General features: G+C 64.0%; 22 protein-coding genes. 15 read left to right on the top strand and 7 right to left on the bottom strand.

Annotated features, from left to right (window positions below):
• Nucleotides 1-8: 8 nt before the first annotated feature.
• The gene (locus tag BMY67_RS14910; RefSeq protein WP_092773034.1) at nt 9-2120 is read right to left on the bottom strand and encodes a M13 family metallopeptidase; all 2112 of its coding nucleotides are present in this window, start codon (nt 2118-2120) and stop codon (nt 9-11) included.
• 205 nt (nt 2121-2325) lie between these two features.
• On the bottom strand, nt 2326-3396 hold the full coding sequence (locus tag BMY67_RS14905) for an NADH:flavin oxidoreductase/NADH oxidase (RefSeq protein WP_092773032.1): 1071 nt from the start codon (nt 3394-3396) through the stop codon (nt 2326-2328).
• A gap of 163 nt (nt 3397-3559) precedes the next feature.
• On the opposite strand from BMY67_RS14905, the gene BMY67_RS14900 reads away from it, so the two are divergent.
• From BMY67_RS14900 to BMY67_RS14880, 5 genes are all read left to right on the top strand, one after another.
• The gene (locus tag BMY67_RS14900) at nt 3560-4417 is read left to right on the top strand and encodes a pirin family protein (RefSeq protein WP_092773030.1); all 858 of its coding nucleotides are present in this window, start codon (nt 3560-3562) and stop codon (nt 4415-4417) included.
• A gap of 169 nt (nt 4418-4586) precedes the next feature.
• Nucleotides 4587-5036: an Rrf2 family transcriptional regulator gene (locus tag BMY67_RS14895; RefSeq protein WP_092773028.1), complete on the top strand. Its 450-nt coding sequence runs from the start codon at nt 4587-4589 to the stop codon at nt 5034-5036.
• 145 nt (nt 5037-5181) lie between these two features.
• Entirely contained in the window at nt 5182-5742 is a 561-nt protein-coding gene (locus tag BMY67_RS14890; RefSeq protein WP_092773026.1) for an efflux RND transporter periplasmic adaptor subunit, read from the top strand.
• Nucleotides 5743-5779: 37 nt separating this feature from the next.
• Nucleotides 5780-6052, top strand: coding sequence for a phosphopantetheine-binding protein (locus BMY67_RS14885; RefSeq protein WP_092773024.1), 273 nt, complete (start codon nt 5780-5782; stop codon nt 6050-6052).
• Nucleotides 6053-6168: 116 nt separating this feature from the next.
• Nucleotides 6169-6744 carry a GNAT family N-acetyltransferase gene (locus BMY67_RS14880; protein ID WP_092773022.1) on the top strand — a complete coding sequence of 192 codons (576 nt, stop codon included), beginning with the start codon at nt 6169-6171 and terminating at the stop codon, nt 6742-6744.
• A gap of 79 nt (nt 6745-6823) precedes the next feature.
• On the opposite strand, the gene BMY67_RS14875 is transcribed toward BMY67_RS14880, so the two are convergent.
• Both BMY67_RS14875 and BMY67_RS14870 read right to left on the bottom strand, forming a co-directional pair.
• Nucleotides 6824-7582, bottom strand: a complete 759-nt coding sequence (locus BMY67_RS14875; RefSeq protein ID WP_092773020.1) for a PPK2 family polyphosphate kinase — start codon at nt 7580-7582, stop codon at nt 6824-6826.
• 84 nt (nt 7583-7666) lie between these two features.
• Nucleotides 7667-8314 carry an alpha/beta hydrolase gene (locus tag BMY67_RS14870; RefSeq protein WP_092773018.1) on the bottom strand — a complete coding sequence of 216 codons (648 nt, stop codon included), beginning with the start codon at nt 8312-8314 and terminating at the stop codon, nt 7667-7669.
• 233 nt (nt 8315-8547) lie between these two features.
• On the opposite strand from BMY67_RS14870, the gene BMY67_RS14865 reads away from it, so the two are divergent.
• Complete coding sequence (locus BMY67_RS14865) at nt 8548-8928, top strand: Hsp20/alpha crystallin family protein (RefSeq protein ID WP_092773016.1); 381 nt, start codon at nt 8548-8550, stop codon at nt 8926-8928.
• Between the two features lie 144 nt (nt 8929-9072).
• Here BMY67_RS14865 and BMY67_RS14860 read toward each other — a convergent pair whose 3' ends face one another.
• Nucleotides 9073-9396: a hypothetical protein gene (locus BMY67_RS14860; RefSeq protein ID WP_092773014.1), complete on the bottom strand. Its 324-nt coding sequence runs from the start codon at nt 9394-9396 to the stop codon at nt 9073-9075.
• A 208-nt stretch (nt 9397-9604) separates the two neighbouring features.
• Nucleotides 9605-9874: a VF530 family protein gene (locus tag BMY67_RS14855; protein WP_092773012.1), complete on the bottom strand. Its 270-nt coding sequence runs from the start codon at nt 9872-9874 to the stop codon at nt 9605-9607.
• 131 nt (nt 9875-10005) lie between these two features.
• On the opposite strand from BMY67_RS14855, the gene BMY67_RS14850 reads away from it, so the two are divergent.
• From BMY67_RS14850 to BMY67_RS14840, 3 genes are read left to right on the top strand one after another with little or no spacing between them, the layout of a single operon-like run.
• A complete protein-coding gene (locus BMY67_RS14850; protein WP_092773010.1) occupies nt 10006-10842 on the top strand; it encodes a glycoside hydrolase family 25 protein in 837 nt (278 codons plus the stop codon).
• Between the two features lie 41 nt (nt 10843-10883).
• Complete coding sequence (locus BMY67_RS14845; protein ID WP_092773008.1) at nt 10884-11258, top strand: septal ring lytic transglycosylase RlpA family protein; 375 nt, start codon at nt 10884-10886, stop codon at nt 11256-11258.
• 27 nt (nt 11259-11285) lie between these two features.
• Nucleotides 11286-11480, top strand: coding sequence for a hypothetical protein (locus BMY67_RS14840; RefSeq protein ID WP_092773006.1), 195 nt, complete (start codon nt 11286-11288; stop codon nt 11478-11480).
• 203 nt (nt 11481-11683) lie between these two features.
• Here the strand turns inward: BMY67_RS14840 and BMY67_RS14835 are convergent, their stop codons facing one another.
• Complete coding sequence (locus tag BMY67_RS14835; protein ID WP_092773004.1) at nt 11684-12085, bottom strand: DUF6799 domain-containing protein; 402 nt, start codon at nt 12083-12085, stop codon at nt 11684-11686.
• Between the two features lie 158 nt (nt 12086-12243).
• Here BMY67_RS14835 and BMY67_RS14830 point away from each other — a divergent pair, with 158 nt between their 5' ends.
• From BMY67_RS14830 to BMY67_RS14805, 6 genes are all read left to right on the top strand, one after another.
• Nucleotides 12244-13170 carry a DnaJ C-terminal domain-containing protein gene (locus BMY67_RS14830; RefSeq protein WP_092773002.1) on the top strand — a complete coding sequence of 309 codons (927 nt, stop codon included), beginning with the start codon at nt 12244-12246 and terminating at the stop codon, nt 13168-13170.
• Nucleotides 13171-13285: 115 nt separating this feature from the next.
• Nucleotides 13286-13615, top strand: coding sequence for a chaperone modulator CbpM (locus tag BMY67_RS14825; RefSeq protein WP_092773000.1), 330 nt, complete (start codon nt 13286-13288; stop codon nt 13613-13615).
• A gap of 183 nt (nt 13616-13798) precedes the next feature.
• Nucleotides 13799-15388 (top strand): OmpA family protein, encoded by a 1590-nt coding sequence (locus tag BMY67_RS19790; protein WP_092772998.1) that lies wholly within the window; start codon nt 13799-13801, stop codon nt 15386-15388.
• Nucleotides 15389-15546: 158 nt separating this feature from the next.
• Nucleotides 15547-15933 carry a BlaI/MecI/CopY family transcriptional regulator gene (locus tag BMY67_RS14815; protein WP_092772996.1) on the top strand — a complete coding sequence of 129 codons (387 nt, stop codon included), beginning with the start codon at nt 15547-15549 and terminating at the stop codon, nt 15931-15933.
• On the top strand, nt 15930-17390 hold the full coding sequence (locus BMY67_RS14810) for a M56 family metallopeptidase (RefSeq protein WP_092772994.1): 1461 nt from the start codon (nt 15930-15932) through the stop codon (nt 17388-17390). Before BMY67_RS14815 ends, BMY67_RS14810 begins: the two co-directional genes overlap by 4 nt.
• Before the next feature lie 101 nt (nt 17391-17491).
• Nucleotides 17492-17875: a hypothetical protein gene (locus BMY67_RS14805; RefSeq protein ID WP_092772992.1), complete on the top strand. Its 384-nt coding sequence runs from the start codon at nt 17492-17494 to the stop codon at nt 17873-17875.
• The last annotated feature ends 81 nt before the right edge of the window (nt 17876-17956 follow it).

Below are 17956 nucleotides of genomic sequence, written 5' to 3'. Positions count from 1 at the left end.
TTAGCGGGCTACCAAATCTTCGCCCGCTCGCCTTCCGCCCGCACCATTTTCTGGCCGGGCTGGCAGCCGAAGGCCTGGTAGAACTCGGGCATGTTCATGAGCGGGCCGATGGTGCGGTACTGGCCGGGCGAGTGCGGGTCGGTGAGGATTTGCTGGCGCAGGGCTTCGGGGCGGATGTTGGTGCGCCGCAGCTGGGCCCAGCTCAGGAAAAAGCGCTGCTCGGGCGTGAAACCGTCGATGAGCGGACGCTGGCCTTTGCCGTATTTCTGGTCGAGCTGCTTTTGCAGGGCGGCGTACACGATGGTCAGGCCGGCGAAGTCGGCCAGGTTTTCGCCCATGGTCAGCTTGCCGTTCACGTACACCGAATCGAGCGGCGAGAAGGCCGAATACTGGGTGCCCACGATGCCGGCGCGCTTCGTGAATTCGGCCGCGTCGGCCGGCGTCCACCAGTCGCGCAGGTTGCCCTCCGAGTCGTACTGGCGGCCCGAGTCGTCGAAGCCGTGGGTCATTTCGTGGCCCATCACGCCGCCAATGGCGCCGTAGTTTACTGCGTCGTCGGCCTCAGGGTCGAAGAAGGGCGGTTGCAGGTAGCCGGCCGGAAACACAATTTCGTTGAGCGGCGGGCTGTAGTAGGCGTTGATGGTGGGCGGCGTCATGCCCCACTCGGTGCGGTCAATCGGTCCGCCGAACTTCTTGGTGTTCTGCTTAAAGCTCCACTGCCGGGCCGCCAGCACGTTTTTCAGGTACGACTCGCGGCTGATATTGAGCGCCGAATAGTCCTTCCACTGGTCGGGGTAGCCGATTTTCACGCGCAGCGCGGCCAGCTTTTTCAGGGCTTCCTGCTTGGTCGGCTCGCTCATCCAGGTGTTGGTCTGGATGTGCTCGGCCATCGATTCGCGGATGTTGGCCAGCATATCCAGCGCCTTTTGCTTGGCGGCGGGCGGAAAGGCTTCGTCCACGTATAACTGCCCGAAGGCCTCGCCCAGGGTGTTGTCGGTGGCGCTCAGCATGCGTTTCCAGCGCGTGGGCTGCTGGCGGGCGCCGCTCTGCACCTGGGCAAACCGGAAGGCCTCGTCGCCAAACGCCTGGGGCAGCGCCGACGTCAGCGACGATACCAGCTGCCAGTTGAGGTAGGTTTTGAGCTCGGCCAGCGGCGTCTGCTTCAGCAGCTGGCTCATCTCCTGGAAGAACTCCGGCTGCCCCACGATTACCTCCTGAGCCGCGCCCAGGCCGTTGGTTTTCAGCAGCGCGGGCAGGCCCAGGTTCGGGAAGCGCTTGTCGGCCTCGGCTACCGTCATTTTGTTGTAGCTGGCGTAGGGGTCGCGCAACGAAACCCGGTCTTTGCTGGCTTTGGCCAGGCGGATTTCCAGGCGCAGCACGGCCGCGGCTTTGGTGGCCGCGGCCGTTTCGCTCTCGCCCAGCAGCTTGAACGTGTTGGTCAGGTACTGCACGTAGGCGGTGCGCACGGCCAGCGAGCGGGCGTCGCCTTTCAGGTAGTAGTCGCGGTCGGGCATGCTCAGGCCGCCCTGGCTCATGCTCACCACGTACTGGCTGCTGTTTTTGCGGTCGGGCGTCACGCCGGCCCGGAAGAACGCGCCAGTGCCCAGCGTCTGCTGGCGGGCAATTTCGGCGCGTACACCGGCCAGGTTGGTAATGGCAGCAATGCGGGCCAGTTCGGGCCGGAGGTACTTCAGGCCGGCCTGCTCCAGGCCCACCGAGTCCATGCCCGAGGCGTAGAAGTCGCCCACTTTCTGGCGGTTGCTGCCCGGCGCGGCGCTTTGGTCGGCAGCGGCATCGTCGAGCAGCTGGCGCAGGCGGGCCTGGGTCCGGTCGTTGAGCAGGTTGCGCGGGCCCCAGCTGGAGGCGTAGCCCGGCACGGGGTTGTTGCGCAGCCAGTTGCCACCCGAAAACTGGAAAAAGTCGTCGCAGGGCTCCACCGAGCGGTCAACATCGGCCAGATTGATGCTGCGGCCGGGGCCCAGCTCCTGAACGGCAGGCGCGGATACCGGCGCGGAGGTGGTGGTGGTGGCTACCGGCGGCTGGCTGGTAGCGCAGCCGGCCAGCACCAGCAGCAGGGCCGCCGCCGCCCCGGCCCGGTGAGGAGCGGAAAGGTTGTTCATGCAGGAAGATAATGAGAATGCGTAGGATAGGGACACGAAGTTTGGCTGCAAGCTGCAAGCCTCAAGCTACAAGCGGCAAGCCCGTTGTCATTCTGAGCGGAGCGAAGAATCTCGCGTGCAATGGTAACCCTGTCGTCAGAAATTACTTTGGCACGCGAGATTCTTCGCTCCGCTCAGAATGACAACGGGCTTGCCGCTAAGAACCCTATCGCCTTGGCTTGGCGCGCTCGTATTGCACGGGCCACGGCACATCAACGCCCAGCTCGTGGGCGGCGTGCAGCGGGAAGTAGGGGTCGCGCAGCGACTCGCGGCCCAGCAGCACTACGTCGGCCTGGCCGGTGGCCACGATTTGTTCGGCCTGCCGGGCGTCGGTGATGAGGCCCACGGCGCCGGTGGCCAGGCCCGTTTCGCGGCGCACCTGCTCGGCGAAGCGCACCTGGTAGCCGGGGCCCACCGGAATGTCGGCTTGGGGCACGTTGCCGCCGGTTGAGCAGTCGAGCAAGTCCACGCCGGCTTCTTTCAGGAGCACGGCCAGGCGCACCGAGTCGTCGCCGGTCCAGCCGCCTTCGGTCCAGTCGGTGGCCGAGATGCGCACCCACAGCGGCTGCGCAGCGGGCAGCTCGGCGCGGGTGGCGGCTACCACTTCCAGCAGCAGCCGTACGCGGTTCTCGAACGCGCCGCCGTACTCGTCGGTGCGCTCGTTGCTCAGCGGCGACATAAACTCGTGCAGCAGGTAGCCGTGGGCCGCGTGCAGCTCGATTACCTCGAAACCGGCCGCCACGGCCCGGCGGGTGGCCTGCCGGAAATCCTCGATAACCTGCTGAATTCCGGCCTTGTCCAGCGCCTGGGGCATGGGGTATTCGTCGCTGAAGGGCCGGGCGCTGGGCCCGAGGGTCGTCCAGCCGCCTTCGGCCGGCGTTAGGGTATGGCTGCCTTTCCAGGTGCTGGCGTGGCTGGCTTTGCGGCCGGCGTGGGCCAGCTGAATGCCCGAAGCGCCGCCCTGGGTGCGGATAAAATCGGTGATGCGGCGCAGGCCGGGCACGTGCTCGTCCTGCCAGATGCCTAAATCGTCGGGGGTGATGCGGCCCTCGGGCGACACGGCGGCGGCTTCGAGCAGTACGAGGCCCGCCCCGCCCACGGCGCGCGAGCCCAGGTGCACCACGTGCCAGTCGGTGCTGAAGCCTTCCTGGGAGCTGTATTGGCACATGGGGGAGATGATGAGGCGGTTGCGGAGCGAGAGCCCACGCTGGGTAAAGGGTTGAAACAGGTGAATCATTCGGGACGGTTGTAAGCAGATCAGGATGAACAGAAGCGGGGCCGGAAGCCCGCCGTAATAACAAAATGGGCCGTAAACGTTTTATCCGCCGCCGCCCCGCTGCCTCCCTCCTACGGCCCGCGGGGCCCGGCAACCAACTTTCCTCCTTGAATTCTGCCGCCTTATGCGCACCATCAAAACCCTGCACCGCGCCCAGAGCGCCCCCATTGCCGACCTGACGACCTACCGGGCCCTGCCCACCAACTCGGTGGAGCACCTCGACCCGTTCCTGTTCCTCAACCACCATGGCCCCCAAACCTACCCGGCCCGCAACCGCGGCCTGCCCTTCGGCCCCCACCCGCACCGCGGCTTCGAAACCGTGACATTTATCCTGGAAGGCGACATTCTGCACCAGGATTCGGGCGGGCACCGCAGCGTTATCGGGCCGGGCGGCATCCAGTGGATGACGGCCGGCCGGGGCCTGATTCACTCCGAAATTTCGTCCGACGAGTTCAAGCAGACCGGCGGCCCGCTGGAAATCCTACAGCTCTGGGTGAACCTGCCGGCCCGCCTGAAAATGACCGAGCCCCGTTACACCGGCTTGCAGCAGCCCGAAATTCCGGCCGTAACGCTCGATGAGGGGCGCGTAACAATCCACGCCGTTTCGGGCAACTGGGCCGGTACCGCCGGGGCCGTGCAACCGCTCACCGACATGGCGCTGGCCACCGTCAACTTCCGGCAAGATGGCCGGCTACAGCTGAGTATCGCGGCCGGGCGCACCATTTTCTGCTACGTGATTCGGGGCCGGCTACTGGTGAACGGCCAGGAAGCCGAAGCCCGGCAGCTGGTCGAATTCAACTACGACGGCGACGACTTCGAGGCCCGCGCCCTGACCGACGACGCCGTGCTGCTCCTGGGCCACGCCGTGCCGTTCAATGAGCCCATCGTGGCCGCCGGGCCCTTCGTGATGAACTCCGAGGCCGAAATCCGGCAGGCCTACCAGGATTACCAGGCCGGCCGGTTCGGCACCTGGACCGAGTAGGTTGAGGGTTGCACAGTCGGTAGCATGAAACCGGGTTTTGCACTACCCATTGTGCAACTCACTGCCTCCAACTATTCTTTACCAACGCATTGGTAGCAGTTGACTGCAAAGGTTGCGCACAACCATTTTCTGTTGTACATTTGTAACCGAATCTGTTACTTACTCCGTTATGAACACCCGATTTGCCGTTGCCACCCACATTCTGGCTTACCTGGCGCACTCGCCGGGGCAGCCGGTATCGTCGGAGGTGCTGGCCGGTAGTGCCGGTACGCACCCGGTAGTGGTGCGGCGGCTGCTGGGCACGCTGCGCACGGCGGGCCTGGTGCAGAGCCAGCGCGGCACCGGCGGCGGCACACTGCTGGCCCGCCCGCCGGCCGATATTTCGCTGCTCGACGTGTACCGGGCCATGCAGCAGGCCGAGCCCGACCTGTTCCAGGTGAGCAGTACCACCCCCAACCATGCCTGCGACCTGGGCCGGGTGATGCAGCAGACGCTCGAAGACATGTTTGGCCCCGCCATTGAGGCCATGCGCACCGCCCTGGGGGCCGTTTCGGTGGCCCAGGTGCAGCAGCAGCTGCACCAGCGGCTGGTAGCCCACTGTCCGCAAAGCTCGGCCTGAGCCTGACGGTTGCGGCCAGGGCCTTCCGGGGCTTCTTCTCTCCTTTTACCTCTCTCGGTTTCCGGTTTTTCGCGCGGAACCAACCTTTTTGCCGGTGGCTACCCCTTACAGGTGGCCTGCCCTTACGGCCAGCCGGTTTCAGCCCATGAAAAAATCAATTGGCGCAGGGCTCCTCCTGTTTGCCTTTGCGGCCGGCGGCGCGGTAGTGCCCCGCTGGCTCGCTCCTTCCCAGCCGGCTCCGGTAGTGGCCGCGGTGGTCCCTGCCGCAGCAGCAGCGGCCACTCTGGCCGGCGAGCCCCTGCTGGCCGGCCAGAGTGGCCGGGTGCACGAGGTATTCTACCACGCGGGCCAGCGGGTTCGCCAGGGTCAGCTACTGCTGAAGCTGCTGCAAAAGCAGCCCAGCGTGCAGCAGCAGCAGTTGCAGCTTCGGCTGGCGCGGCAGCAGCAGGCCTATGAGGCCCTGCTAAGTCAGGCGGCTCCGGCCGGGCAGCTGGCGGCCGCTCAAACGCAACTGGCCGCCACGCAGGCGCAGCTGGCGCGGGCCGTGCCCATGCTCAACTTTGTATTCGTAACGGCCCCCGCCGACGGCCTGCTACTGGCGCCCACCGCCCGGGCCGGCGACCAATTACGGCCCGATTCGCCGGTGGCGCAGCTGGCCCCGCTGCCCGCGCCCGATACTACACCCCTACTCAGCCACGTTGAGTAGGGCCCCAGTGGTCTGTTTTTTGCTTTTTGCTTCTCCCATGGAAAATATCATTCGTTACCAGGTCGAGCGCATGCTGCTGCGCAAGCGCCGCAACCCGGCCCTGGTGCTGCGGCCCGCCACCCGGCTGCAACAGGATATCGGCCTCGATTCCATCGACCTCGTCGAGCTGGCCATCAACCTCGAACACCGCTTTCACATTGAAATAGCCGACGCCGAAATGGAGGCTATGCGCACCGTGCGCGATGTGCTCAGCTGCGTAGAGCTGCACCTGGAAACCGCTACCGTGCCCGTTACGGCAGCTCGCCGCTAGGTTGCTGGGGCGCCACTGGCCGGCCGGAAAACCGAAAACGGCCGCCCATCGGCAGTTGGGTTTGAAGAGGCAGCGTTACTGAATACCCAAAACCGACGGGCTGCGTATCTTTTTGCATGATTCCACTGATTACTTACACGCCCCGCCTGACGCTGATTGCCGCCAGCCGGGCCCTGCTGATTGCCGAAACGGCCAAGCCGCACTACTTCCCGGTGCTGCTGGGCGCGCAGCTCCCCCAAAACTGGCCCCCGCCCGAATACGACACGGAGGTGCAGCAGCATTTTCTGGAGCAGCTCACGGCCGGCGGCCGCGAGGCGGCGGGCTGGTACGGCTGGTACGCCCTGCTGCGGGCCGGCGCCGAAACGCCTACCAACACGCTTATCGGTACCGGCGGCTTCCACGGCCCGCCCGTTGACGACACCGCCGAACTGGGCTTTGCGGTAGCCACCGACTGGCAGGGCCAGGGCCTGGGCACCGAGCTGGTGGCCGGCCTCGTGCGCCACGCCGCCGACACCGATCTGGTGCGCTACCTCACGGCCCGCATCGCGCCCGCCAACGTGCCCGCCCGCCGGGCGCTGGAAGCCAACGGCTTCCACCAAATCAGCGAAGCCCCCGACACCGAAGGCCGGCACCTGTTCGGCCGCAACGTGACGGAGGCGGATAAAAACGAAGTCAAGGAGAAAAAGGCATGATGGGGTAAGTTACTGTCATCCTTCGTCCTCGCTCTATGCGCGACATGCTCAGGACGCCAGTAACTCGTCTGCTTACGCATCACTTCTTCTTCACCTTAGTCGTCGGGTATTGCAGGTCGAGGGCTACCAGCGTGTCGCGCAGGGTTTGGGCGACGAAGTGAGCTTTGTACCAGTTCTGGTCGGCGGGCACGATGTGCCAGGGGCAGGTGGCGGGGCTGCAATGGCGGAACACGTCTTCGTACACGGCACGGTAGGCCGCCCGCTGGCTGGCCTTTTTCTCGTCGCCGGCCTCGTATTTCCAGCGCTTATCGGGGTCGGTGATGCGCTCCTGTAGCCGCTCCAGCTGCTCTTCCTCCGATACGTGCAGGTAGAACTTGAGCACCGTGGTGCCGGCCTGCTGGAGCAGTTTCTCGAAGTTATTGATGGCCGTGAAGCGCCGCCGGGCCTCGGCATCGTCAATCAGCCCGTCGACGCGGGTGATGAGCACGTCTTCGTACTGCGAGCGGTTGAACACCTGCATCATGCCCCGGGCGGGCGTCTGCTGATGGATGCGCCACAGGAAATCGTGGGCCAGCTCGTTTTCGGTGGGCTCCTTGAACGCGTATACCCGCACGCCCTGGGGGTTGATACCGCTGAACACGCGCCGAATCAGGCCGTCTTTGCCGCTGGCATCCATGCCCTGCAAAATGATGAGCACGCTGTGGCGGCCGTCGGCGTAGAGGCGGTCCTGTAGCTCCACCAGCTCCTGCCGCAGCTTTTTGTTGGCGCGCTTGGTCGCCGCTTTACGGGCACTGGCCGGCGAGCGGGTAGGTAGTTGGGTCAGGTCGATGTCCGCCATTTCGATAGGGCTTAGTGCTTGGTGCTTAGTGAAAAGAACGTCATTTCAAGCGCAATGTGTGCTGAACAACAGCCCATCCACGCCTTATTTGCCCACTGTGCCCAGGGCGGCGAGTGTGAGCGGGCCTTCCGATACGTAGCGGTGTTGGGCGCTCAGGCCCACGTCCTGCAAATCCTGGAGCAGGCCAACGCCGGCGGCCTCCGAGGTAAACGCGTCGGTGGTGGTCGAAATCAGGGTGACGGGGCGCTCGGGCAGGCCCACAAGCGTCGCGCGCCGGTCGATGGAAGACGGAAAAACGGGGGCGTAGAGCAGCAGCCGGTCGTAGTTGGTGCGCCCCCCGGCCAGCCAGCGGCAGGCGGCGGCCGCGCCGCTGCCGTAGCCGAGCACCGTTACGGGCACATTGGCGGGGCACTGGGCCAGCACTTCGGCCGCCAGCTCATCGAGGTAGGTGGTCAGGTCGGCCAGGTCGGGCAGCAGCGAATCGGGCGCAAACCAGGTGGCAACCGTAACCGGGGTTTCGGTGGGGCCGGCCGGCAGGGCGTAGCGCGAGAGGGCCTCGGGCAGTACCAGCAGCCGCTCGGGCGTGTCGAAATTGACGAGCTGGGCCGCGAAATCGGCCAGCGGCTGGCTTTCGCCGTGCAGGCAGAACCACACGTGCTGAATATCGGCTCCCGGCTCGCCGAGGCTGATGTAGCGGGCCGTGCGGGCCGTAGAAATGGTTTTGAGCTCCATAGGGCGAGGGGGCTGAGAGTAAGCGTCTGCCCTCGTGTACGCAACGGACGGGCTTTCCGCTGCCCCGGCGCGGCCCGCTGCCCCGGCACCAGCGCCCGACACAATGGCCGGACCGCCGAAAAAACCACTCCGCATCCGGACTTTATGGCACTACGGGGCTATTAGCGGCCTCCGTGCGGGCTTGGTACACCTTTTGAACTAAGTCAGTCACACCAATAGAAAGGACCCAGTACATGAACCTTATCAGCAAAGAATTTATCCGCAACATCGCGCCCCAGCTCGACCTGCTCAACACCTTGGGTGGCGGCATCGCGCAGGCCCGTATGCGGATTGATAAGCGGGAGAAGGGCGTCATTATCCGCGTAGCCCTTCCGTCGGTCAATCCGCAGAGCTTCCACGTCGTCCTCAACGAAAACACGCTGAGCGTATACGCCGAGTTCCGCCACACGCCCGAAGATAAGCTGGCCGCACCGTTGTTCAGCCGCATGCTCACCTTGCCGGCCGGCCTCAACGCCAGCCGCATCGACGCTGTGTTCGAGGGCGAGGAACTGCTCGTACGCATTCCGTACGCCGCCAACGACGAGCCGCGCGAAATCGACATCAAGCAGCGCTAAGCCGCGCATTGTTTCTATAACGCCGGGACCGACCGGACCATGTCTCACCTGGCCACTGCCTTCGCAGTGGCTTTTTTCATGAACTCCGGGTTCGTTTTTCGTTGCTCGTTTTCCGTGGTTCCATACTCCGTACCGAAAAACGAATCAGGAGAATAGCGGAACCAGCAGGGCGAAGCCGACGAGGAGCGAAAGGTAGAACCAGCCCATGAGCTGGCCCCGCAGCCGGCGCGGCAGCCGGTTGCTGAGCACCAGCACCGCCACCACTACCAGCGTGAGGTGACCCAGCAGAAACACCACCGTTTTCACCCAGTTGCTCACAATGGTGTTTTCGGGCTGCAACTGGTTGGCCATGCCCAGGCCCGAGGTGGCGTAGCGCAGCAGGTAGTAGGCGGCCGTTTCGAAGGCCACAAACAGCGCCGCCCCCGCCAGAAACGCCAGCGGCCCGGATTTCTGCCTGATTTCAGCCATGAGCGGTGAGATAGTGAAATGGTGAACTGGTGAACTGGTGAGATGGTGAGTTGATGTTTCGGGGGCCTTGCGGTGCTGCCCGCGCAGATAGCGCGAACGTAATAGGGGGAAAGAAGGGTGCATTTGGCCGCTGGCCGCTGAGGCCACCGGCGCCAACAGGGCTCCCGGACATCAACTCACTATCTCACCAACACACCACCTCACCATCTCACCTCAGCTCCGCCGTGCGGGTTTCGATGTAGAGCTCCTCGACTTTGGCGCGGGCCCAGGGCGTACGGCGCAGAAAGGTGAGGCTGGATTTGATGCTGGGGTCGGAGGAGAAGCAGTTGATGCGGATGCGGCGGTCCAGCTCGGGCCAGCCGTAGGCCGCCACCAGGTACTCCAGAATCTGGGCCAGCGTAACGCCGTGCAGCTCCCGAATCAGGTGGCCCGATTCGTCGCGGGCATCGTGGGCGGAGGAGCGGGGCGGTTGGGGCATGGCAAAGGAATTTAAGAAGCCGAAGGTGCGAAAAAACCGGCGCTTGCGCCCGGTTTGCCGGCTCTTTTCTGCCCGCAGGGCACCAACCGGGCGGGGTGGGGCGTTACCTTTGCTCACGTCCTGCCGGTTCTATGCCCCTTACGTCCTCCTCGTCGGCCCGCTCGCGCCCGTCCCGCCCTGCCCGGCGGCAGCGGCCCGGGCGGCGGTGGGTGGGCTGGCTGCTGGCCGGGGGGCTGTTGCTGGGCCTGGGCCTGTACGGGCGCTATTCGGCCCAGCTCAACCGCTATGCCCGCCGGGCCTACGCCTCGTTGCGCGCCGGCTCACTCACGGGCCACGAGCAAACCCCGTTCCGGGCCGGCTACGCGGTGCACGGCATCGATGTATCGGCCTACCAGGGCCGCATCGACTGGCCGCTGGTGGCCAGCCACGAGGTGCGGTTTGCCTTCATTAAGGCCACCGAGGGCGGCACGCTGCGCGACCCGCGTTTCGCTCGCAACTGGCGCGGGGCCCGGGCGGCGGGGGTGTTTCGCGGCGCCTACCACTACTTCCACCCCAACTCCGATGCCACCAGGCAGGCCGACCTGTTCACGCGCACCGTGCCGCTCGGGCCCGGCGACCTGCCCCCGGTGCTCGATGTGGAGCACGCCAACTTTCACGACGTAGCCCAGATGCGGCGCGGCGTGGCGCTGTGGCTGCGGCTGGTGGAGCGCCACTACGGCGTGCGACCCATTCTGTATTCCAACTACGGTTTCTACCAGCGCCACCTGGCGGGCCACTTCGACAAGTACCCGCTCTGGCTGGCCCACTACGACGTCGACCAGCCCCGGCTGCCGGCCAGCCGCTGGATTATCTGGCAGCATTCCGACGAGTCGTACGTGCCCGGCATCCGCGGCCCGGTCGATTTCAACGTGTTTCAGGGTAGCTTTGAGCGGCTGCGGGCCCTGCGAATTCCGCCCAAACGGCCATAAGGCCCCGGCCGGCGTATCATTCAGCCTTCACTTTCACTGCTATGCCCTACTTTTTCCGACTTGGATTGTGCTGCGGAGCCGGGCTGCTGCTGGCAAGCTGCGCCGGCCCGGCGGCCTTCACCGAATCGGGCAAGGCCTCCTACTACGCCGACAAGTTCAACGGCCGCCGCACGGCCAGCGGCACCGTGTACCGCCCCGGCCAGCTCACAGCGGCCCACAACACACTGCCCTTCGGCACGCGGGTGCGCGTCACCAACCCACGCAACAACCGCTCGGTAAAAGTCGTCGTAACCGACCGGGGCCCGCACGCCAAAGGCCGCATCATCGACCTGTCGAAGAAGGCGGCCCGCAAAATCGATATTATCGATGCCGGCGTGGCCCCGGTAACCCTGAAAGTAATTCGCAAAGCCCGCTAGCCGGGCCCGGCTTCATCTTCCTATAGTATGCGCATCCGTAAAAAAATCCGCTGGACGGCCCCCGCCGAGGCCGACCGTTTTGTTCAGCTCAGCTCTTTCATCCAGGCCGCCGAAGACGAGGGCTGGAGCGAAGACGAAGTGCAGTTCGTCATCAACGAAATAGTGGAAGCCTCCAACGAGGCCGAAGTAGCCCTCATCTTCCAGGACTACAGCCATTCGTAAGCAAGCTGTCGACCAAGAGCTATCAGCTGAAAACGTTGTTCAGGTAAGACAAAAACGGGTCGGTTCAAGCTTACGCCTGAACCGACCCGTTTTTTATGGCTGCTCCTCCCGCTATCCACACAACCGGCAACAGCGCGGCAAGGAGTTGAAAGGAGACAGATTAGCACGAAAGATAACGGCTAGCAGCTAGCAGCGGAATAATGCTACCGCTTCTTCTTGCCTTTGGCTTTCATAAGCTGCACCTGCTGCAGGCTGTCCTGCTCGGCCTTCATGGCGCGGGTGGTCATGCGGCCGGTCAGCGACATATAGTCGCCTTCCTGCAAACGAACGGTGGTGCCGTCGGCCATCATCACCGTGCCGTCGGGCTGCACTTTGGTGCCGTTGACGAGGGCCGATTCGGTGCTGATGGCGCCGGTGTGGGCGTTGCGGGTTTCGAGCACCTTGCCGTCCTTCATCAGGAAGCCGTCCTTCATGGTTTCGCCCTTGGACACCACGCGGGCCTTGGGCTGCGCGGCCCGGCGAACGGGCGGGGTTTTGGTCTGGGCCTGCGCGGCCACGGTGCCGCCCAACAGCAGGGCGGCTACGAGGGTAACGATGAGTTTCATAACGGGTGAACTGCGGGGGTGAAGGGAAGAAAAAGCCGGCTGGGGCCGGCAATGTTACGGTAACCCGCAACGGGTCGGGTTCGTTCTAAAGTATCGACCGGCCGGCTCCCCGCCAAATTCGGGCCGGTTTTTCTTTCGTCCTTCCGCCCTACTCTCCCGTGGATTATAAAGATTACTACAAGACGCTGGTCGTTGAGAAAACGGCCACGCAGGACCAGATAAAAAAGGCCTACCGCAAGCTGGCCCGGCAGTATCATCCTGATGTGAACCCCGACAACGCCGAGGCCGAGCAGAAATTCAAGGAAGCCAACGAGGCCCACGAAGTCCTCAGCGACCCGGAAAAGCGCCAGAAGTACGACCAGCTGGGTGCCGACTACCAGCGCTACCAGCAAACCGGTGGCCGCCCCGGCGGTGGCGGCGGCGGCTTCGATTGGTCGCAGTACGCGCAGGGCGGCGGCGGCGGTTTTGGCGGCGCAGGTGGCGGCGACCCGTTTGGCGGGGCCGACTTCTCCGACTTTTTCAGCTCCATGTTCGGGGGTGCGGGCGGCGGTGGCGGGGGCGGCAGCCGCCCCCGCGCCGGCCAAGATTACCAGGCCGAGCTGGAGCTGACGCTGGAAGACGCCTACCAGGGCGGACCGCGCACGCTCACCGTGAACGGCAAAAACCTGCGCATCACTATTCAGCCGGGCGTAGAGGATGGGCAGGTTATCCGGCTGCGCGACCAGGGCGGACCGGGCCGCAACGGGGGCCCGGCGGGCTCGCTCTACATCACGCTCCGCATCCGACCCGACGCCCGCTACGCCCGCACCGGCAACGACCTGACCATGGACGTGCCGGTTGACCTGTACAAGGCCCTGCTGGGCGGCGAGCAGACCGTGGAAACGCTGTCGGGCGCCGTCAAAATCAACATCAAGCCCGAAACCAGGAACGGCACCCGCCTGCGCCTGCGCGGCAAGGGCTTCCCGGTTTACCAGCACAAGGGCCAGTTCGGCGACCTGTACCTGCGCCTGTCCATCAGCCTGCCCCAGCACCTGACGGAGCAGGAGAAAGCGCTGTTTCAGCAGCTGGCAGACCTGCGCGCCTGATCCCGGGCGGTTAGCTACCAGCGGGTAGCGGGTACCTTTTTCGGATAAGAAACCAATCGGAACGTGAAGCTGACGGCCTCCAGCCAGTAGCTGACAGCTTATAAAACCCACTGCTATGGAAGCGGCTATTATCACCATTACTTTTCAGGAATGCGGAGTGCGCTACGGGCTGAGTGAGGCCGAGGTACGCGAGTTTGTTCAGCTGGGGCTGCTGCACGCCGCCCCCGACGTGCCCAACGCGCTGCGCGAAGAGCCCGAGCACGTAGCCCGGCTGGCCCGCCTGCACCAGGAGCTGGGCCTGAGCAAAGACAGCCTCGATGTGGTACTGAATATGCACCGCCAGCTGGAGCACCTGCAACGGGAGGTACGCCGGCAGCGGGCCCGGGTCCGGCAGCTGGAAACCTTCCTGGGCGGCCGGGGCCCGCTGCTCGACTTCGACTGGTAAGTACGGCGCGGCCTGCCGCTGGCATAAACCCACTATTTCCTGTTGATTTACAGGGATTTGGGAGGCTAATCTTAATTATGTACAAGCTCATCTATACAAGGCAACTTTTTCCGGCTTAGCCTAGTATAGAAACCCATTCTGCGTCCGCAGAACGCTCTTCCGCCATTTTTTTCCCTTTTCTATATGCTTCCACGCATCCCCTTTTCCAAGGTGCTGGCGTTGGGTATAACGGCCTGTACCCTGGCCCCCCAGCTGTCCCACGCCCAAACGTCTGAACGCAAGACCAATATCAGCGTGTACTACAACTGGCTGCAGTACCACGGCGACCTCGGGTCGGAGTGGTTCAAGCACAACAAGGTGGAGTACGGTGCCGGTGTAACGGTGAGCCGCTACATCGCCCCGGGCCTCGACATCGGCCTCGACCTGAGCTACGGCGACATGAAGTTCTCGGCCGACTATCCGAAGAACACTTACTACAACGTGCGCCGCTTCGATGCCAACGTGGTAAACGTGGGCGTTCCGATCAAGCTGAAGCTTAACAACGGCTGGGCCCTGAAGGAGGACGCGTTCATCGCGCCTTACCTGGTGGTGCAGCCCGGCGTATTCTTCGCCAGCCCCGACCTGTACGATATCAACGACAAGGTAACCGGCAACTCGGACGTGTACGCGTTTGACATTGCGGCTGCTGCTGGTATCAAGTTTAACTTCTCGGCGACGGTGGGGCTGTTCGTTCAGACCGGCCAGCATTACCCGCTCACCGACCAGATTGACGGCATTACCAACGTAGGCAAGAAGAACGACCGGTACCTGCAGCACAAGCTGGGCCTGAGCTTCAACCTCGGCAAGATGGCCGATGAGGATGGCGACGGCGTATCGGACAAGAAGGACAAGTGCCCCGGCACGCCCGCTGGCGTAGCCGTAGACCTGGTTGGTTGCCCGCTCGACGGCGACAAGGACGGCGTTCCGGATTACCTCGACAAGTGCCCGACTGAAGCCGGCGTTGCTGCCCTCGAAGGCTGCCCCGACCGTGACGGTGATGGCGTGCGCGACAGCGAAGACAAGTGCCCCGACACCCCGGGCAAAGCGGCCCTGCAGGGTTGCCCCGATGCCGATAACGACGGCGTAATCGATAGTGAAGACAAGTGCCCCGACACGCCGGCCGGCGTGCAGGTGGATGCCACTGGCTGCCCCCTCGACAAGGACGGTGACGGTGTTCCCGACTACCTCGACCGTTGCCCTTCCCGTCCGGGCCCTGCCTCGAACAAAGGCTGCCCCGAGATGAAGGTAGAGGAGAAGAAGCGCCTGCAGGAGGCCACCAAGTTCATCCAGTTCGAGTTCGATAAGGCGGCTCTGAAGCCTTCGTCGTACCCGACTCTCGATGCCCTGTCGAAAATCATGCAGGACTACCCCGACTACAACCTGAGCATTTCGGCCCACGCCGACAGCAAGGGCGACGACAACTACAACCTGCGGCTGTCGGATGAGCGGGCTGCTTCGGCCCGCGCCTACATGCTGAGCAAAGGGGTAGCTGCCGACCGCATCATCTCGAAAGGCTACGGCGAGGCGAAGCCAATTGCCAGCAACACCACCGATGCCGGCCGCGCCCTCAACCGTCGCGTCGAGTTCGATGTGTACCTGCCCGGCGACCCGAACCCAGCCGTAGAGAAGTATGGCCAGGCCCCCGAAATGGTAGAGGCTCCGGCCGTAGCTCCCAAAGCTGCTCCGGTGAAAAAGAAAGCCCCCGTTCGTAAGCCGGCCCCGCGCCGTAAGTAAGTTCCGAACGGTCCTGAAAAGCCGCCCACTCGTTTGAGTGGGCGGTTTTTTTTGTGCGTTGCGGGAGATGATTTTGCCGGTTGAAAAAATAATCCCGCCGGCATGCAGCACCTTCTACGAATTATTCGTAGAATTACGAAACAATCATACTTACTCTTATGGAACGACTTACCCAACCCGAGGAGGACGCTATGCGCGTGTTCTGGGAGCTCCAGGGGGGCTTCATCAAGGATGTACTGGAGCAGTTGCCCGAGCCCCGGCCGCCCTACACCACGCTGGCCTCCACGGTGCGCAACCTGGAGCGCAAAGGCTACCTGAGTGCCGAGAAGCTGGGCAACACTTTCCGCTTCACGCCGGCCATCGGGGCCGCCGACTACCGCCAGCGGTTCTTGGGCACATTCGTGGGCGACTATTTCCGCGACTCCTATAAGGAACTGGTTTCCTTTTTTGCGCAGGAGCAGAAAATCAGCGCCGAGGAGCTCAAGGAAATCGTGCGCATGATTGAAAACGGCCCTGATCAGCCTTCTAAACCAAAGAAGCCATGATACCGGCCTGGTTACTCTACCTGGCCCAGGCGCAACTGGCGCTGCTGTTGCTGCTGGCCGTGTACTATGGGCTGTTGCGGCGGCTCACGTTTCACCAGCTCAACCGCGCCTACCTGCTGGCGGCGCTGGGGCTGGCCGCCGTGTATCCGCTGCTGGACTTTGGCTACCTGCTGCCCCGGCGTGCGGTGGCCGGGCCATTGCCCGACCTGCTGCCCACCGGGCCCGCGGCCGGGCCGCTGGCCGCCGTAATGCCGGTGGCCGGCCCCGACTACGGCGCGTGGCTGCTGGGTTTGTACACGGCCGGGGCGGGGTTGCTGCTGGCGCGGCTGCTGGTGCAGGTGGCGGCCCTGTGGCGGCTGCACCGGAGCTCGTGCCCGGCCGAGGCCGACGGGGTGGCCTTCCGGGCAGTGGCCCAGGATGTGAGCCCGTTCTCGTTCGGGGCCTGCATCTACCTCAATCCGGCCCACCATGCGCCTGCCGAACTGCCGGTGGTGCTGCTGCACGAGCGGGTGCACGTGCGCCAGGCGCACTCGCTGGATGTGCTGCTGGGCCAGCTGCACCGGGCGCTGGCCTGGGCCAGCCCCGCTGCCTGGCTGTGGCTGCGGGCCGTGCAGGAAAACCACGAGTTTGTGGCCGACGCGGCCGTGCTGCGCCACGGCCGGCTGCCGGTCCGCCACTACCAGTACAGTCTGGCTCGCCTGAGTGCCCTGGCAGCGGGGCCATCCCTGACCACGCCTTTCTCCTTTCTTCTCCTCAAAAACCGCATTGCCATGATGAACGCCCGTCCTTCTTCGTCCCGCCAGCTGCTCCGCTATGCGGCCGGCCTCATCGCCCTGACCGGGCTGGCCGTGAGCTGCGCCACGCCCAAGGTTGCCGAATTGCCCGTGCCCCTCAGCGCCCAACCGAACGCCAAAACCTATTCGATAGACAAGCTTACTTACTTCCTTAACGGGCTGCCTTCTACCAAAGAAGAAGCCTTTAAGGCCATTGACAACGGGCCAGCAACCCAGAACGGTGAAACACCCCAGTTATATGTTTTCAAAGGCACCAAGCCGGGCCAGAGCGCCGATATGGCGGCTCTGCGCCGGGATTTTGGCAGCAAGGTGGATGACGGGATTATGCTGATGATAACGGCGGGCGGCGAGCAGCAGCCCGCGGTACAGGACTTCGTGCGCAAATACAGCGTCAAGCTGACCCTGAAAGAATCGGCTCAGGCGCAGCAGACCATTACCCGCGACTACTACCGCAAGCTGGTGGACGGCCGGGGCCTGACCGACGCGGAAATCGGGGGCCGGCTGGTGTTTATCAATCAGCAAGAAGCTACGGCCGAGCAGCTGCGGGCCCTGCCGGCCGGGAAGGTATCGGCGCTGGCCGTGGCCGACGGGCCGGTAGCGAAGTATGGGGAGCGAGGCAAAAACGGTCTAATTAATGTACTGACCAAGGACCGATCAGAATAAACCACTGGTTTGGGCGTTTATTCCGGCGTCCTGGGGCCTGTGCAACCAGGACGCCGGAACTGGTATCTCTTCGGTATACTCCTCATTCTTAGCGCTTATCTATGTCGTTTTCTTTGTTAGTGGGCGCGGTGCTCGTAACGGCCGCCCTGAGTGTAGCCAGCGTTGCCCGGGGCCAGGGCCAGCCGGCTGGTGCGGCCGAAACCCGTACCGTAGCGGCACCGAGCCTGTATTTTCTCGACGGGCAGCCAACTGACAAAAAAACAATTGACGTGCTTAACCGGCGCACCATTGCCTCGGTGCACGTGGTGAAGGGGGCGGAAGCCGTCCGGATTTTTGGGGCCTCGGCCACCGAGGGCGTAATGATTGTGGTAACCAAGCGCAACGTGGCCTCGGCCGCCGTGGCCGAGTTCAACCGTCGCTACGATATCCGGCCCGTGGAAGTGCCGGTAGTGCCCACCCCGCCGGACCCGGCGGTGCAGCACTAGGGGCAGCAGCAAAGCAGCAGCAAAGCAGCAGCAACCAAAATAGAACCCGAATTAGTTACCGTTCTGCGCATGGGCAACGTA

The sequence above is a fragment of the Hymenobacter actinosclerus genome (assembly GCF_900111515.1).
GTDB classification, from domain to species: domain Bacteria; phylum Bacteroidota; class Bacteroidia; order Cytophagales; family Hymenobacteraceae; genus Hymenobacter; species Hymenobacter actinosclerus.
This window is presented reverse-complemented; position numbering and strand designations above follow the sequence as displayed.